A 17746-nucleotide genomic window follows, 5' to 3' on the forward strand; every position below is an offset into this window, starting at 1 on the left:
TCACAGCACTAGACTTATTATCCCCTAAGTTAGTGCTGTGGGAGTCAAGGCTGAGGCTAATACTGTTTTTACAGCTGAGGCAATTCCATCCATTTCACCTGTCAACACAATAGTTTCTGCTGCTTGTGGTATTGGATATAGCCGAAAGGTTGCCTGAGTGATAATTCCGAGGGTGCCATAGGAGCCAGTAAACAGCTTCATCAAATCATATCCAGCCACATTCTTTACCACTCGACCCCCGGCTTTAGCGATTTGTCCATCACTGCGGACAAAGGAAATGCCGAGCAACATATCCCGAACCCCTCCATAGCGTTGACTTAGGGAGCCACTGTCTGCGGTAGCAATAATACCTCCAATGGTTGCTTCTTGGGGATTAGCTGGATCTAATGCTAGAAATTGACCGGTTTTTGATAAAATTGCTTGTAAGTCAGCTAATTTCACTCCGGCTTCTACGGTAACTGTCAAGTCTCCTACGGCGTGGTCAATGATTTGGTTTAGGTGCTTGGTACTAACTACCACATCAATGTCTTTACCGATACCTCCCCAGCCTAATTTACTGCCGTTACCACAGGGGAGGAGATGATAATGTTGGGAATGAGCTAGACCTATGACTTGGGCTAGTTGCTCGGGTGTGCTAGGGTAAATGATACTCTTGGGAAGGGTGTCGGGAGCAATGGCTGGTTTGATTCGCTCTTGCCAGCTTGGGTCTAGGTTTTCCCAGGTGTAGATATTGGAATTTTCGACAATTGGTTCGAGGGTTGAAGCGATCGCATTCATAGAAGTTGAGGGGGTTTGTTGATCAGATTGTGGGATAATCCATATAGTAATCGTAAGGGATTGGTGAACAAAAACAGATCCTGATCGTCTTTCCTATCAGCTTATAACTGTGTGTTAGAGCTACAAACAGTACAGCGAACCTTTATTGAGAGAAAGCGGAAATGTCTGTCAATTATGCTGATTCCTATTGGCAATATCTCGAAAGTGCTGGTCTGAATCTGGATTCAGAGGCTTTATCTACTGTAGAGACCAGTATTGAAAGTACGTCTTGGGATAATCCGACTTCTGCTATAGAATTGAACAACTGTGCTGTAGTAGCATTAATTGAAGCTGAGCAATGTGAAAACTCATCCCTACGTGCCATGTATCTGGAGATGGCTTTTGAGGCTTTGAATCAGGGAATTGAGTTGTCTGGTCATCCCCTGTGTGCTGCTCATTTAGCTCTAGTTTTCGCCATGACTGGAGAAATGGAGCAGGGGATACAAACAGCATTTCCAACGTTAATTAATACCCTACATCCTGCTGATATTAATGAGCAATCCATTCCTCTAGGACTAGTTTATCTACCTCCTGGAAATGACTTTACAGATAATCGGTATGAGCAATTGGCTCACATTATAGACGCTGAGGATGGCTACGCTCAATCAATTTTTTTGTTAAGTGAGGTTTTATGTCGCTCACAATTGGTATTTTATAATGCTACGGGATTAAGATTTATCCATCTTGCTGTTCAACTATTCTCCGATTCCCCCTCTATTCATTTAAAGTTGGGAATTGCTAGCCTGATCAATAGTCAATGGGAAGGATTATTTAATTTACACCAGGCTAAAAATTTGGCTCCATATTCTGCTAGGATTATACAATCCCTATACCTCGCTTATCGAGATTTAGGACAGATAGACTTAGCTAAGTATTGGCGAAATATGGGGCTAGCTAGGGCTGGCGATATTAAGGACGAAAATTCGGATTTAATCGGGTTTGAATGGACTGAATTGGAGGTTGAAAGTCCATTTACTTATGTGACCTTTGAAGAACAGTTACTATTAGCGGTTGAGCCAAGTCTCCGGAGTTTGGTGACAAGTGTGTTAATTGCTCAAGGAGACTGGTTTGAAAAAGAAATGGAGTTTTGGCGCAACTGGCTCCAACCTGGAATGACTGTTATTGATGTTGGTGCTAATGTGGGAGTCTACACTTTTAGTGCTGCTTTACGAGTAGGATCAGAAGGCTGTGTGCTAGCGGTTGAACCGTTTTCTGGTTGTGTTCGTTGTTTAGAAGAAACCTGTACTATTAATCAGTTAGACTGGGTGAAAGTGTGTGCAGGAGCAGCTAGCGATCGCAATGGTACAGCTCAACTGGCTCTTCATGGTGCGAGCGAACTTAATGAAATTGTTTCTAGTGATGAACAAGCAACTGTAAAATCTGGTAATTTTGAGGAAGTTTCCTGCTTTACTCTAGATAGTTTGATGGAGCAAGAAGCTATTAGCAAGGTTGATTTGTTTAAAATTGATGCAGAAGGTCACGAACTGCAAGTTTTAGCAGGGAGCAACAGGATTTTGACGGAATTTACCCCAACGATACTGTACGAAAATATTGCAGGGAGTCGGGGGAGTAACCTAGCTGTTGCTGATTTTCTCATATCCAAGAACTATCAACTATATCAATATCAGCCTTACCTAGGGCAGCTAATTCCGATAAATTCTAGGGAGGATTTACAAGGAAGACTGAATATTATTGCGTTGCCTGAAAATATAGCAAGGGAAGAATAGTTGAGGATATAGTATTTGGGTTTCAAGGGAACAGGGAACGGGGAACAGGGAACAGTGCTAATATTTGATTGTTTCGGTACTTCAATTCATTGTTATCACTTCCGTTATTAATTTTTTGGTACTGGTGGAATATGTTAAAAAAAAGTAGTTAAATCAAGCAACAGTCAACAGGCAACATACAAAGGTTTATAAGATCCGTTTACCCTGCCTGCATAGCCGGGGGTTTACAGCGATTAATTCCAAGAACAAGGTTAATGAGCAGCAGTTGAGCTTCATCACTACTTTCAGATCACCACCCAGTCATCAAGGAGCTGCTGCACTCTCGCCAACAGATTCAGTCCAAAAAAATCTTCTTATTCGGCGATGAGTTTCCAACGCATAGATCCAGCGAGCAAGAAACATAATGAACTTACCGAGAACATGAACTGGCAAGGCCATAGGTCGGAGAACATCAACAATGAGAACTGCACGCAATTCATCAGCATTATTGATAATTTCGTGTTCCCAACTATCATCAAATAAAACACCCTCACCTTCTTTCCAAGAATATTCACAGTCCTTGATTTTGAGAATGGGAGGATTGTGCTTGGGTACTTTCAAACCTAAGTGATAGCGTAGATAATAGCGGGATGGACTAGTATGTAGGGGAATAGATTTACCTGGATCGAGTATCGAAAAAAAGCCTTGACAAAGATTAGGAATACTATCCAACAACGCACAAGTTTCCGGACAAAGCTCTCGATTAAACTGAGGTTTTTCGCCATAGCAAAACAGCATATATATATTCCAACGTTTGTCACGATTGTACCGTCCAGACGCATAGAGCAAATCGTCATCAATTTCGTGATAGCGAGGCATTCGATCTTGATGGACAAGGACTGCTTCTAATTCAGCCTTAATGACTGCATAATGTTGCTCAAATATTTTTAAAGTTGGGTAATCTTCTTCAATATTAAAAAACACTGGTCGATGATTGCCACCGATAAATATATTAAAAATCGGATTGAAAATAGCAACAATTTTATAAGTCACCAGACGATTTTTAATAATGCAGTACAAGCGTTTTAGATTCATGGTCTGTATCCTTTAATCTACAACTACTACTTGAGTGTCACATGGACTCCCTAAACTTATGAAAATTTTTCAGCGAACTTTGAGGAACTGAAGGAAAACGCCTAAAAGACAGTTAGGTTACTGAGCTTATGCTAGTAGTTTTCTGTTTAACAGGTAAAGCCACCATCGACAACTATGTTCTGGCCAGTAATAAACCGGGCTTCCTCAGAGAGAAGGAATCTGATTAAACCAACAACGTCATCGACATTGCCGAGGCGACCCATAGGGGTGTGTTGGATAATACGTTGTTTTTCTTCTTCAGGTGTGTTGTCAGCCATGCTAGTGGTAAGCAATCCAGGAGCTACAGCATTAACACGTACTTGGCGACTTCCAACCTCACGGGCTAGACAACGACTAAAACCTTCAAGGGCACTTTTAGTGGCACCGTATACAGAGAGACCAGCAGCACCCCGGTGGCCAGAGATTGAACTGAGATTAACAATGGAGCCGCTGCTGTTGCGGAGCATGTAAGGTAAGACTAGACGGGTAACACGGATAACTGCTTCAAGATTAATGGCAAGCAGTTGTTGTACAAGCTGGTCGCGGGTGAGTGATAAAAATTGGCCTTGGCTTTGGCCAGCATTGTTCACCAGACCAGTGATATTTTTATAACGTCTTGCTACCGTTTTGATGAAGGTGGTGGTTTGTTCGGGATCGGTGAGATCAAGTTGTTGCCAGTAAAATTGTTCTTCCTGGGGATCAGAGTTGCGCATATCATAAATAAATTTAGATTCAACCCGGCTACAAGTAGCGACAAATTGTCCACGCTTGAGGGCATCCCGCACGATTGCTTCACCTAGGCCACGGCTACCACCTGTTACAATTAATACGCCCTCTGAAGTCATAATTTCTGTCTCTTCAAGTATTGCTATTGTTCCACCAGTAATTGTGATTTATCGACGCTAGGGACTAAATTCTCTATGGTTGTAGAGTTTCCTTTAGACTAAGGGAAGTAAAGTGTCAAGTAATCCTGTCCAATAGTATCTCTGTCACTCCTGAAATCGTTGTAGGGCCAAGACTCCATTTAAGCCACCAAAAGCAAAAGAATGGCTAAGGGCATAGTCGCCATCTAGGGGAGTGGCAGCACCAGTAATCAGGTTCAGCTTGCAGTCAGGGTCGGGGACATGGGTGATAGTATTGGGGGGTGCAGTGCGGTGTTGAAGCGCGAGAACTGTAGCAATACATTCCAGCGCACCAGCAGCACCAAGGGTATGACCATGATGAGCTTTGCTGGAGGAGACTTTGACGGTGCTAGCATGGCTACCAAAAACTTGATGAATGGCAGCAGTTTCGGCCATATCATTTAGTTTAGTACCAGTGCCATGAGCATTAATATAAATTACTTCTTCCTGCTTCCACTTGGCTGCTTGAATTGCAGTGCGGATGCAGTGAGCCATTGTGTCGGCGTCAGGTTGGATCCAGTCTTTAGCTGAAGCATTGTGAGCAAAACCAACGATTTCCCCATGAATAGTAGCATTGCGGGCGCGGGCAGAGGCTAGAGATTCCAGCACTAGCACACCGGCACCCTCGCCAAGAATGATACCGTTGCGGCTGGCACAAAACGGCCGACAACCGTCTGGGCTAAGTACCCCCATCTGCTGCCAACTTCGGTACAGGCTGTAGGATGGCAGTTGTTCGCTGCCACCGGCTAGAATCAATTCTGCACAGCCGTTACGAATTGATTGGTAGGCTTGGCCAATGGCGTGGGTACCAGAGGCACAAGCACTGGACACAGCATAGTGAATACCTTGCAAGCCATAGGCTAGGGAAACAGCACTCACAGCACCGTTAGCCATGGCGCGGATGATAGTTTGTGGTGAAGGTGGGCGTTGTTTGATATAGGCTCGATAGGTAGCTTCGTTGCGGGATTCATCACCGCCAACAGCAGTGCCAAGAATTACTCCCACTTGTTGACGACGCTCAAGAATAACATCCTTACCAGCCTGTTGCAATGCCTGCTCTGCAGCGAGTACGGCATAACGGGCAAAATCATCCAGCAAGTGTGGGGAAATCTTGCCAGGTAAATCATCTGGCAAGTTTGATGATACAGCCGCCGCCAACCATGACTGATGGCTTGGCCATTGTTTGCTGTTTCGTACTTGTATTTGGATGCTGCTCTCTCCAGCACATAGGCGTTGCCAGTAGCTGTCCAGGGTATTGCCGAGAGGAGAAACAAGACCCATACCAGTAATCACAACTCGGCGGCGGCTATTATTGCTTCTGAACGGAGCAGACATCGATCACCTCGCTTTTATCTTACCGATGTAACAGCTAATACTGCGTTGAGACCACCCAGAGCAAAGGAGTTGGACAGAGCAACTGATATACGCTGTTCGCGGCTATGATTGGGTATATAATCCAAGTCACACTTTGGGTCAGGTGCGGTGAAATTGGCAGTGGGTGGCAGCAGCCCTTCCTGTAGGCTCAAAACAGTAGCAATCAATTCAAAACCTCCAGAGGCACCGAGAGCATGTCCATGACTCGCTTTGGTGGATGATACCGCTAAGTGGGTTGCATGGGCATCAAACAGTTGTTTGATTGCTTCATTCTCTACTTGATCGTTGGACTGGGTACCAGTACCGTGAGCATTGATGTAATCGACCTGTTTCGGTTTTAAACCAGCACGATCCAAGGCTAGTTGCATGGCTTTTATCGGCCCATGAACCACTGGATTGACTGGGTCACTAGCGTCAGCACTCATACCAATACCTGCTAGTTCTGCATAGATTGGGGCATGGCGCTCCCTGGCTGCTGCTAAAGTTTCCAGAGTGATTACTCCTGCTCCTTCTCCCAAAGCCATACCAGTCCGACCAGAGGAAAAAGGGCGGCAGGTGTCAGTCGCTAACACTCCCATGGCTTGAAAGGCTACCAGGGTGGAGAACATTACACAAGCTTCTGCACCACCAGTGACAGCATAACGGGCTTGACCATGGCGTAACATTAAGTAGGCTTGAGCAATAGCATGGGTACCCGATGCACAGCCAGTATGAACGACAAAAGCAGGACCGGTAAAACCAAAATGCATGGAAATACCACACACCACTGCCTGATGGTTAGTACGAGTCACCAAAGCTGGATTGCAACGTTTCTTTCCCTGATAAAAAAAACGGACTGCTTCGTTTTCTCGACTGGCCTCGCCACCACTGGTAGAACCAAGAATTACTGCGACTTCACTCCTAGGTAGTTGAGTTAGATCCCATGCAGCATCGTTGATAGCTTCATGAGCAGCTACCAGGGCATATTGGCTGAAGGGATCAAGCAAGGGCTGTTGGGGTGTTTTGATATGGTGTTGTAATTGAAATTCAGTCACTGGTGCTGCTGGGACAGTTATGCTGTGGCCAGCTTGGGCACGAGTTGTAGGCGCAATTGCGCTGTGACCTTCTACGACCTGGTTCCAAAAGGGGCGCACACCGACACCATGAGCAGAGACACAACCTAAACCAGTAATAACGACCCGTTCGTCATCGCTGAGGATGCTCATTAGGTAGCTACTCCCTGAAGGTTCTTCTTGGCAAGCAGTTTCGCTATAAATTCACAGGCTGCACCGATCGTATCAAAGTCAATTAGAGTGTGGGCCTCAATTTCAATATCATAATGATCCTCGATTTCAAAGACAATCATCGCCATTTCCATAGAAGTGATACGGTAGTCGTCAAATCGAGTGGCGAGGCTTAATTCAGTCTCCAACAGGGAAGGCTTGACCTTACGGATGGCAGCATAAACTACTTCTTCAATAGTTGACACGGCTTTTCTCCTGAATCATGGGCAATCTTATTACTTACATGGGCAATCTTAGCTCACCGTAACTTGCAACTGGCTCGTAATAATATTGTCATTGGCATCAGTGGCTTTGAGAGTGTAGAGAGTACTTTGAGTGGGTGTAACGTTTAACTTGCCTCGGGCGATTTGATCGTGGCTAATGGGGGTGGAGCAGCCATCATCCGACTCTAGGGAGAGAGAGGTGGCTAGTACTGTTTGCCATTGTAGCTCGACCTCTGTACCAGGGCTTACATTATTACTGCTGCTTAGAAATACTTGGATCTGTAAGGCTTCGTAATCCCCCAGATATTGAACGAGTGGACCACGAGGACCTGTGGCAGTCAGTTTAAAGTAGCTGCCCCCTTCAACATAGTGTTGTTCAACATTTGTAAAGCCATTGGTGACTTGGACTTGAAAAGTGTTGGTTGTCTCGAAGTTTGGGTAGCGAAAATAGTCGATCGTCACTGGATTAAAGGGAATTTCCACCGAGGCAAATACTGGTTGATCAGCACCTGTAGCACGCCAAGTATAGGTAACTGATTCAGCATTACCCACTAACATTTGCTGGGGTTTTACCTCCAGAGAACCGCTGGTGGGTTGTGGGACTACCCCCTGAGGTAAAGTCAGTTGTACAGTTTCGGCGTATTCTACATTCCACTCCAACTTAACTTCTGCATCAAGGTCGATCGGAGGTTGATTTTGTGGTTCCACCTTCCTAAATACAGGTGGACTAATGGTGACTGTTACATTGTCGCGGGCAAATTTTTGATCTGGCGTCCAGGCCGTGAGGGAATACGTGACTTGGGGTGCTTCAGGAGTGACATCCTGGGATGGTGTAGTCGGATACTCACCACTGGTGTCAACCTGTTTATTGATCGGTTGAATGATCACATAAGCAGCCTTAGCTGCATTCCATTTCAAATCGGTGGTTTGGTTACGACCCACAGTAGAGGGGATTGCTTGAGCAACAATACTAAGCTGGGCTTCATTTTTTTGTATCGTAAACTCAGTTTGTCCTGGGGTCATCTGAACAAACTCTTCCAAAACCACTTTGGCGTTACCTTGAACTGGATTGATGATCACATTGTTCAGTTCGAAAACTAGCGAAGCATTGGCATTGATGGTGAAATTTTGGGTGGGTGAAATAATAAAGTTGTACTCTCCACCCTGATTAGTCGCGTTAAAGCGCCACTTATCCGGTGCTTGAGTGCTAATCTCATTCAAGTTAGGGGTCAGATCGCTAGCCTCATCTCCTACCGGCACCGCCAAATAAATTGCATTCCTAGTATTTAAGGAGAGAGGGGTAGAGCCATTTGTAGCCACTAGGGTAAAGCTCTTGCGGGTATTGGCTTGCACCGTGGTGGGATTAAAAGTATAGGTCAATACTGTGGACATGAGTTATGGCTCCCAAAAAATGATTGATTACGTTTATGGTAAACGTCGGGTTTACAACGCCGGGTTGATAAGATTTACGGTTTCTGCAATCCCAGGGCACCGCTTAGCTTTAGCCAACCCTCGTTCACATTAGGTCGTGTGGACGGTAGCTGGGCGCTAGAAGTAGAGCTAGTTAATGGATCTGACTCACGCCAGGTCGTGACCCCAGACCGTTCTACCCAAGTCCAGTCCCCTTTAATTGCGGCAGGCAGCGGTAACTGGATCTCGGTACTGTTGAGCAGAACAGGTCCAGCGCGGAAGGTAACAAACATATTATTAAGGGCCAGGGTAACCGGTCCTGGTGACAACGTTAGGTATTGTACGGGCAGGTATCCGCTGATGACTGGAATTGACCCGCGTGGATCGACCAGCAAGGTCAGGTCATGTGTGGTGGTGCCATCTGGTGGCAAATGGAGTTGGGGATTACTGACAATGTAAGGGTCACTGGCAGCTTCAGCATTATCATTATTGCTATCCAGTTGCTGGGCGATCTGGGCTAGCATTTGGGACTCTGGTAATCGTCGATCGGCCAGCGTGCGGCGAGGAACAGCCAACTTAGGCGTATACCCATGATAAGGATAAAACTGGCTGTAGTCGTTGTCCAGAAAATATCCCATGACTCCATTACCACTCAGACCTATGTCACCGATCCGGAGTGGCAGACTAACCTCAGTAAAACCATCCGTAATCTGCTTGCTGGTATTTTCCCAAGCCTGATTAGTAGCAGGCGTACCATCCACCTCCAGCGTAATCCGAGCACGCACCACCGCCAGAGGACGACCCAGCAGAATCGCTAGATTTCCTTGCATGGGCTGTCCAAGTGGATCGACTTTCCAGAGACTGGCATCGATTACATCCAATAGACAGCTCAAAGCATCACTACCCTGGGCACCGCGTAGCAATAAGCCATTAACAAAGCTATTAAGATGTTGCAATTGACTACCAAAGTTGGGAGCTGCTCCAAGGGGGGTATTGCTACCAGGCACTGCATCCCAACGCAGGCCGGTTTCCTGGTCCCTGTCGCTGTTGCCAGCATCGATCGTGATGACTTCGCCAAGGTTGTTGCCCCAGGGATCGAATACGGTCAAGCTATGGTTAATATGGTTGGGGATGACCCAGCCGCTGATGGGACTGGTGAGATCGCTCGAGTTAGTGGGGATCGTATCATCATCAAATTGGACTAACCGAAAATCGAAGCGCAAGTCTTGAGTAACACGAGGAGTGAGCTGGATGTAGCGAGTATTGGTTTCACCTGGTGTAATGAAGCTCTTGCTCCGAATAGGTTGTAAATTATTGGACAATTGTGAACCACGCAGGATTTGCCCAAAAGCATCGACAACCTCAATACGAGTAACCCGCAAGTGTCCGGCGTGGAGGGGAAAGAACAAACTGCTACCTGCCGCTGGTAGGAAGTTTTCAGCATCTGCGAGTAGCTGCGCCATATTGCCCAAGTCATCCGGGCTGAGCTTGTTCATCTGTTGCAGACGCATGATCAGTTCTTCAATCAGACCAGACATAGCCTGTGTAACCACATCAAACTGACCCAGAGTCTCCGCCATTTCTCGTAACTTCTCTTGCACCGAAATTGGCAAGTCTGATAAATTTGGATTCGAATCCAAAAAGTCATAGAGTTTTTCCTGGAGGCCCAGTGCTATCTGGCCGTTGAGTATGGCTCGCCCAGAGTAGGTTTCATCCTTGGCAGTAACTTGGGTGCCGTTCCACTCAAAATCTACTTCTCCTAGGCTCCATTGGTTGAGCATGTCCTGGGGTGTAGTAGCACTGGGATGCCACTCGATTTCCCAGTCCATGTATATAGGTGCCCAGGGTGGTGTCCAAGCTGCAACGGCAGCATTAAAGGGCGGTACACCTTTAAAACCAGCGGTTTCAGAAATTGTACGCACATCCACTAACCTAGTCGCATCCTGGTTCCAAAGTAGGGTTTGTTGGCGTTGGATTTGAGCTGTTAGGTCGTTAAGCTGGGTTGGGGTCGGTGTCACACCAGCTTTTTGAAAATTGCGCTGAGCTAGCAAAAGAGCACTGTTGGTGTCAAGTAAAAAAGTCTCAAACCAGAAGTCGTGGATCTCCTTGGGAATCTGTACCCCAGTGGGCCAAGTGATATCGGTGAAGTCATCCGCACTAAGAGTCTCGTTTACCGTTATGCCGTCACCACTGTAGTTGATGGTTAGAGCACTTAAAGTTTGACCTGTGAAACGAGTAAACAAGGTGTCTTCATCATCGTATACGCCAGGGGGAGCAAACTTAGTATCTTGATTGGTTCCTGCCAGCAATATGACTGGATCTTGCCGTTGCTCAAAGCGTGGCTGGTTTTGAGTATTGAGTTTCAGCTTCAGAGGAGCCAACAATTCCCTCAAGGCCTGGGCCTGCTGGTCCACTTGTTGAGATCCCTGGGTCACCTTGGAGTTGTAGCTATTTACTAAGGGAGTAAGGCGATTGATTTCCTTTTGAATCAGGGGTAATAAAATCGGCCCTTGCGGGAGAGGGTAATTGGCTAGCTTCCAGTAGGCAGCATACAGGGACCATTTCAGAGAGGCGAGCATCTCTCGGTCTTGATTGAGGGTTGCTTGGGTGGTGTTGAGTCGTGTCAGAGCGTCAGTTGTCGTTTGGTCTAGGGGAACACTTGTTGCGCCCGACGGAATCTCGCCATTGCTAGGCTCAGTGGTTTGCTCCTGATAAACCACCCAGCGATCGCCCGCACTCGTCGAACCAAAACGAGCGGCATGGGACTTAGTCTCAAACGTCCTCTGATTGCTGGCATAGTCAAACACCATATCCTCTTGGAAGGCCAACAACAGATCCTCAGCATACGGAGCATCAATCGCATCTGCTAGCCAAGCCGCCATTGCCTCAGGACCATTGGCTCCGATCGCAACAGCTGGGGGATGCTCACCCTGCAAAATGGCATTAATCGGATAAAACTGGTTAAATCCCTGCCAATCTAGCTTGTAGATAAACCCGTGACAGAGACTTTGAGCGGGCAAATTCTTTTGTGCATCAGTCAGGGGCGGGCCCCCAGTAATCGGATGCTGCTGCAACCAAGCTTGCCAATCCTGCTCCGCAGCATTTTGGTCAGCCTCACTCCCCACCGTCCATTGCAGGTGAGTCATAATCTCTTGCCACTCTTGCTCCGTTGTAAAGCCATCAGGAGACGATTCAGTTTTACCGAACAACTGATCGTCCGCTGGTGTGCTGTACCAACCGCAGACACTGTAGCTGTACCAACCGACAGAAGCATTCTGCATATCGTCATGAAAGGCCAGCACATTGGTCATATTGTCGTAAATGGCAACATAGGTAGCGTCGCCTGGCCCCATGGCACGTAAAAACGGTTCGCCAGAGTAGGTCGTCGTTGTGCCGTTCCAGCTAGCCAAGTCAAAACGACGACCAATATAGTAAGTCTGACTGCCGCCTGTCGGATCTGGGTAGACATGGGTTCCATTGGGGGTGGAACCAAGATAGTCACTTTCCAAAACCCAAACTGTGAGGGAAGGTACAGCACCCGGCTCAGCAATAAAGGTACGGGTCACTAACCATCGATTGGGAAGCAAGGGGAAATCAACAGCGCCATTCGCTTGAGTTTGACCATGACGCAAAGCACTGGGCACAGTCCAAAGTAAGTGAATACCTAGCTTAGGCGGATTGCTCGATGACCGATAGGAAAAGGGTGGCGGTTGGGGTTGTCCTAAGGGCAACCCGAGTTGATTAAACTGCACACCCACAACAGCCCAGTTGCCGACTTGATTGTTTTGACCCACCATTAGGGCTTCTAAATAAATCGGCACGAAGAGTCGCGGGCCCGCCCAAAGTGGGTTATTGATTGGTGTGGTATTACTCATAGCTTAGGGTAGGGATACGAGTGTAGGCAGTACAGCTTGATACTTTAGGATAAACCTATCAAAAAGGCTCAGTAATATTTAAGATTTAAGATAGAGTGAAGCCTTTGCTCAAAAGCAATTTTCGGATTGTATCATTCAACGATAAACTTCTTGTGGTTTAATAATATTTGGCATAATCACACACATAACTACCTGGTAACATAAATTAATAGTTATCCAAAATGCTCTGGGGGGCGACAACCCAGATTAAATCCTTGCTGGGTAATAATTTCAGCCGGTAAGTTACTTAATCGGTGCTCTTTCCGTTGGCGAATTAAATTCGCCACGGCTCGCACCTAAAAGATACATGCTGTTTTGGGCGTGACCTTGGACGTAGTTATAATGGTTTGAGCTTCCATAAAATCATTCGTAGGGTCAATTCGGGACTGTATCAAGCCTAATATCGTTGTTGGCATCAAACAACATTATATAGTATAAATAAGTGCTTATGATCTCAAACCTTCAGACAAAATGTCAAACAAAATGATCATTCTGGTGCATTGTTCAAAATTTTGATGTAAGATTACTTTATCGTCATCATCCTTGTGTTGTGATTTTGGTATTGCTTCCTGTCTTCATCGCTTGTAGTGCGATGAAGACAGGAAGCAATACAGACAAGAGGCAGCACCTGATATCCAGTTGGGTCTTAGTGTCCCTAGTTAGGGTTGTGGTTACCCATCTTCAAAAAATCTGAAATGATTTGCTGTTAATTGATCAAGTTCGACAGCAGATCAACAATAAACACCTAAAACTATGTATGGAGAGTCTCAATGGCTAAGAAATACCAAGACTTATCTGACGCACAGCGAGCAAAGTTTCATGCCAAGCTGGAAGCTTTAGGGATTGACCCTAACACTGTTCCAGCCACAGTTACGACGGAAAGTGGTGGTTTGCGGTGTGGACACCCTGCCGCAAGCGCCGACTTCCCACCCGCTCAAGTCCACGAGATTGGTAGTGTTGCAGATCTGTGTGCGATGGGCGGATGTCCTGACGAGGATTACCAAGCAAAAAGGGCCAGTGATGCTTTTGTCGATTACCCCCCCCCAGCGGCCAGTCTTGGAATGCCGTCCTTGGCCTCTTGTGGTGGCGATGTGTGTCAGCTCAAGGACCGCATGACGGTGCAACACCATGAAGCAGTGGGAAAAGCGCTACATGCTGCAGTGATGGGGGATTCGAGCAAAGTTAGCGATTACGAAGAGCACATTAATGCCATTCACTTTCCCATGCAAATTGCAACCCATGCTGCACAGCATTTGGTGATCACAAAGGATAACCCGCTGATTATTAATGATCCAAACGGTCAGCCCACAAACCTCGTTGTTGCCACGATTACGATCGAAGAGGGCGGTTACATTGAGATGAAAACCCCACTTAACATTGAATGCCAGCAATTTACTGTTGAATAGTTGTAAAACAGAAATAATTAATTATGCCTACTTTTCGAATTACAGGTACTAATGGTGCAAATGGAACTGATGGAGCTGACGGTACTAATGGCCCTGATGGTAGAGATGCACAGCAAGGAACATCTAGTGGCGGAAAGAATCCCACTTGTCAAAATCCCCAGTCTGCTATAGAAGGTAATCCTGGAGGAAATGCTGGTGGAGCTTCACCCGGAGGTGATGGTATTATCACGGGCCAGGGTATTTTCCACTTGGGTGATATCCAGGGTGATGTTGAGATAATTTACACCGGTGGTGGTGGTGGTAATGGCGGTAGTGGTGGTAACGGCGGTAAGGGTGGTAACGGTGGCAATGGTGCAGCGGCTAGTGGTCCCTGTAAGCAGATCAACGGTGCCAACGGCGGCAAGGGCGGCAATGGTACCAATGGTCAACCCGGTGGGAATGGTGCCAATGGTCCCAACATTGTAGTGTATTATTACCAGGACACTCCTACACCTAATGTTTCGATGAGTACCGAGACGTTAAAAGGTGGCACAGGTGGCGCTGGTGGTAAGGCTGGTCAAGGTGGCACGGGTGGTAGTTTTGGTGGTAGCAACGGCCAAAATGGTTCTACAGGCGATGCTGGTACTGTAGGCAAGAGTGGAGCACCAGGAAGCTTTTCAGTGCGTAGTGAACCCCGACCAAGCTAGCAAAGCTATTTACTGCAGGGAATCAAGGTATTCCCTTCTACGATCAACAAGCAAGGTTGACTGGCAGTTATGATACTTCTTGTAAAGTTGACTACCTGCTAGTCTGTCAAGAACTTTAAAGTCATTAAATGGATTTTAGATGTTGGATGAGTTCAACGGTTAAGCCGGTGTAAGTCAATCCTGATTGACTTCATTGACTTAAGATTGGTGAGCAACTCCCATTTAATAAATCTGCAGGTCTATAGATACTCAATCCTGCCATGAGTTTCAGTGGCATGCTGTGATAGGCGACTTCACAATTTTTGTCCCAGTAAGGAGCAACGACATGGTTCAGATCAGTGATGGTGTAATTCGATCAATTGGAGTTAACGGTAGTTCCAAACCAACAGCAAATTCAGGTGCTACTGGTGAAAGCGGCAGTAATGGCAAAAACGGCTGTGAAACCGGTGATTGTCCAAAGTGCGACTATTCAAGCAATGGTTCTATGGGTAATCCTGGCGGTAATGGTGCAAGTGGTCAAGGCGGAGGACCTGGTTTGCCTGCGCCATCTTTAGCCTTCCAGTCTGATCAAATAACAGGGTTGCTTGTGATTGTGTCTCAGGGTGGCAACGGCGGTAACGGTGGCAATGGCGGAACTGGAGGAGCTGGAGGAACGGGTGGCAATGCCGGACAGATGACGGGTAGTGCAGCAGAGTCCTGCCTGAAGGACAAAGAGGATAAATGGGCTGAGGGTGGAACCGGTGGAACCGGTGGAACAGGAGGCAATGGAGGCAATGGAGGCAATGGAGGCAATGGAGGCAATATTACCGTGGCCTACAAAACCCTAGCTCCCAATGCCGAAGTCCAACCCCATTCCTTGCCTGGTGCAGGTGGTAATGGTGGTGCAGGTGGTAATGGTGGTGCAGGTGGTGGTGGCGGTGCTAATGAAGTCTATCCACCTCCACCTAAAGGTCAGCCAACTTATGCAGACAATGGTCAGGCGGGTAATTCTGGCAAGCCGGGTGTGTTAGGTAGCGCTGGCGAAGCAGGTAAGGTAGCTATAATCCCCAACAATGGATAAGTGTGCGTCTGATGAGTAATTCTATTCTGAACCAGAACTATGACCCTGCCCTTGGGGCTGAGCTGGTGACCCTGGCGACCTTGGCCAATAAGTCCTTGAGTAGTTTGTTTGTACCTGGGTGGGACTTACTGTTCAAGTACACCAGCTCAAGCATGTACGGGAGTTGCCAGTACTATCTGGCAATGAAAACCTACGATAGTCAAGCAGTCTGTGCAGTGGTCACAGGAGCTTTGTGGCGTAGTTTTATCTCCTTCTATACGCCCCAAGACAATCATATCTTCACCTCGTTGGGTAGCAATATAGTTGGCAGCAAGGCTGTCAATGCTTTCACCCATCAACTGAGGTTGCAGCAAGTACAAGATGATCTCAAAGATATATCACAAACCTTGGCCAAGATCGATAATCCTGATGGGGGCGAGAAGTTGAACCAGGCAGCATTGGCACTGCAATCTCGTTGTGACCAACTGTCTCAATTAGCCCCTAACGATCCTCAATGGCAGTCTTTTCACCAAAGAACTGCAGGCTTAGTTAGCACCCTCCAAGATTTGGCAAAAAGTCCACAAGGCGGCGACATGGCTAAAATTGGTGATGCCATTCGTTGTCATCAAAGCGATTTAAGCCAATTGCGTCAAGGGATCAGGAGCACAAGTCAGGATGCGGAAATCGATACAGGTTTTTCGCTGATGTACCGTGCTATTCGCGGTAGTCTACTGGATGATTTGCAAAAGGTTAAGCAGCAGATTCCTGCCTTCCAAACCACCATGCCAGTGATCTGTGCTGGTCTGGGTCCTGGCGGCCCTATTGCCCAACTGGCTTCCCTAGACCTGCGACCCGGTAATGGCAACTCACCGGCAACTTCTATCCAGGCTTATGCCTATTCTTGTCCGGCCTACGGCAATGGCGATTATCAGAGTTTATACAACAGTGCAGTAACGGCCAGTTTTCGGGTGCAGGCTCAGGCAGATCTGTTCCCTAGTCTTCCAGATCAGACTACCGGTTACGTGCAGGTGGGAACTGAGGAATCACTGCCCTTAGATATTCGTACCTACGATTCACCTTGGGTTGAGCGGGATGGCCCCTATTACAACGAATTACTCACCCAGAGTGATCCTGGTAGTGGGGAACCAGGCACCGTTAGCAGTGTGACTGGTTTCAGTCAAGCGTTAGCTTTTGCCTTGGGTCAGCTTTGTGCTGTGGCTTATCAAATGTTCCAGCACCCTGGCAGTACACCGAGTTTCTCTTACACACCCTATGACCTCAAGCAGAATCTAACCCTGAATGGTGCGGTGTGGGCGAGTGTGTTCGAAGGGCCAGATAATTTGGTGTTGGCCCTCCGAGGAACAGTCAGTTGGTTGGAATTGATGACAATTGTCAGCGATTCATTTCCTGGCTATCCCAGTTGGCTACCCACTAGCTTTGGCTCTTACGCCAAGTCTTTGGTCGATCTCTATGCAAGTGGCCGCGATACTGTTCGTCAGGCTTTAAATGGTCTGGTTAACAAACCTGTGCTAGTCACCGGGCATGGTAGCGGCGGTGCGCTGGCTAACTTGATTGCAGTAGATCTAGATCAAAACCCACTGACAGATCAGCGCAGTTTGGCTGCTGTGTATACCTTTGGTGCAACACCAGCAGCAACGCCAATCTTCGCTACGCAATATGACACTATTTTAGCTGGCAGGAATTACCAAGTGGCTCGTCCCCAGGATATTATGCCTAATTTACCTTTACTCGGTTTCTTTGTGCCCCAAGGACAGCTTGTAACGCTATCCGGTGGTAGTTTTAACCCATACAACGGAGCCACTTTTCATGGTTTATTAACCTACCTGGCGTTACTCAACACGGGGAACTAGCG

The 17746-nt window shown here is 47.1% G+C and carries 13 protein-coding genes; 5 read left to right on the forward strand and 8 right to left on the reverse strand.

Annotated elements, in window-relative coordinates; all coding sequences use genetic code 11:
- Positions 1–24: 24 nt before the first annotated feature.
- A complete protein-coding gene (locus F6J94_RS05770) occupies positions 25–777 on the reverse strand; it encodes an FAD-binding oxidoreductase (RefSeq protein WP_367142171.1) in 753 nt (250 codons plus the stop codon).
- Positions 778–938: 161 nt separating this feature from the next.
- Here F6J94_RS05770 and F6J94_RS05775 point away from each other — a divergent pair, with 161 nt between their 5' ends.
- Complete coding sequence (locus tag F6J94_RS05775) at positions 939–2543, forward strand: FkbM family methyltransferase (protein WP_293037948.1); 1605 nt, start codon at positions 939–941, stop codon at positions 2541–2543.
- 303 nt (positions 2544–2846) lie between these two features.
- Here the strand turns inward: F6J94_RS05775 and F6J94_RS05780 are convergent, their stop codons facing one another.
- From F6J94_RS05780 to F6J94_RS05810, 7 genes are all read right to left on the reverse strand, one after another.
- Entirely contained in the window at positions 2847–3617 is a 771-nt protein-coding gene (locus tag F6J94_RS05780) for an aspartyl/asparaginyl beta-hydroxylase domain-containing protein (RefSeq protein WP_293017394.1), read from the reverse strand.
- A 146-nt stretch (positions 3618–3763) separates the two neighbouring features.
- Positions 3764–4501, reverse strand: a complete 738-nt coding sequence (locus F6J94_RS05785) for an SDR family NAD(P)-dependent oxidoreductase (RefSeq protein WP_293017393.1) — start codon at positions 4499–4501, stop codon at positions 3764–3766.
- Between the two features lie 144 nt (positions 4502–4645).
- A complete protein-coding gene (locus F6J94_RS05790; protein WP_293037951.1) occupies positions 4646–5893 on the reverse strand; it encodes a beta-ketoacyl synthase in 1248 nt (415 codons plus the stop codon).
- 14 nt (positions 5894–5907) lie between these two features.
- Entirely contained in the window at positions 5908–7137 is a 1230-nt protein-coding gene (locus F6J94_RS05795) for a beta-ketoacyl synthase (RefSeq protein WP_293037954.1), read from the reverse strand.
- Complete coding sequence (locus F6J94_RS05800; RefSeq protein WP_293017390.1) at positions 7137–7400, reverse strand: acyl carrier protein; 264 nt, start codon at positions 7398–7400, stop codon at positions 7137–7139. The genes F6J94_RS05795 and F6J94_RS05800 overlap by 1 nt, the downstream gene beginning before the upstream one ends.
- A gap of 48 nt (positions 7401–7448) precedes the next feature.
- Entirely contained in the window at positions 7449–8810 is a 1362-nt protein-coding gene (locus F6J94_RS05805; RefSeq protein ID WP_293017389.1) for a hypothetical protein, read from the reverse strand.
- Positions 8811–8884: 74 nt separating this feature from the next.
- The gene (locus F6J94_RS05810; RefSeq protein WP_293037957.1) at positions 8885–12649 is read right to left on the reverse strand and encodes a hypothetical protein; all 3765 of its coding nucleotides are present in this window, start codon (positions 12647–12649) and stop codon (positions 8885–8887) included.
- Between the two features lie 863 nt (positions 12650–13512).
- Here F6J94_RS05810 and F6J94_RS05815 point away from each other — a divergent pair.
- From F6J94_RS05815 to F6J94_RS05830, 4 genes are all read left to right on the forward strand, one after another.
- Positions 13513–14148 carry a hypothetical protein gene (locus tag F6J94_RS05815; RefSeq protein WP_293037960.1) on the forward strand — a complete coding sequence of 212 codons (636 nt, stop codon included), beginning with the start codon at positions 13513–13515 and terminating at the stop codon, positions 14146–14148.
- A gap of 23 nt (positions 14149–14171) precedes the next feature.
- Positions 14172–14834 carry a hypothetical protein gene (locus tag F6J94_RS05820; RefSeq protein ID WP_293037963.1) on the forward strand — a complete coding sequence of 221 codons (663 nt, stop codon included), beginning with the start codon at positions 14172–14174 and terminating at the stop codon, positions 14832–14834.
- 325 nt (positions 14835–15159) lie between these two features.
- Positions 15160–15894: a hypothetical protein gene (locus F6J94_RS05825; RefSeq protein ID WP_293037967.1), complete on the forward strand. Its 735-nt coding sequence runs from the start codon at positions 15160–15162 to the stop codon at positions 15892–15894.
- Between the two features lie 11 nt (positions 15895–15905).
- Positions 15906–17744: a hypothetical protein gene (locus F6J94_RS05830; RefSeq protein ID WP_293037970.1), complete on the forward strand. Its 1839-nt coding sequence runs from the start codon at positions 15906–15908 to the stop codon at positions 17742–17744.
- Positions 17745–17746: the final 2 nt, after the last annotated feature.

The sequence above is a fragment of the Moorena sp. SIO1F2 genome, assembly GCF_010672755.1.
Classification (GTDB): Bacteria; Cyanobacteriota; Cyanobacteriia; order Cyanobacteriales; family Coleofasciculaceae; genus Moorena.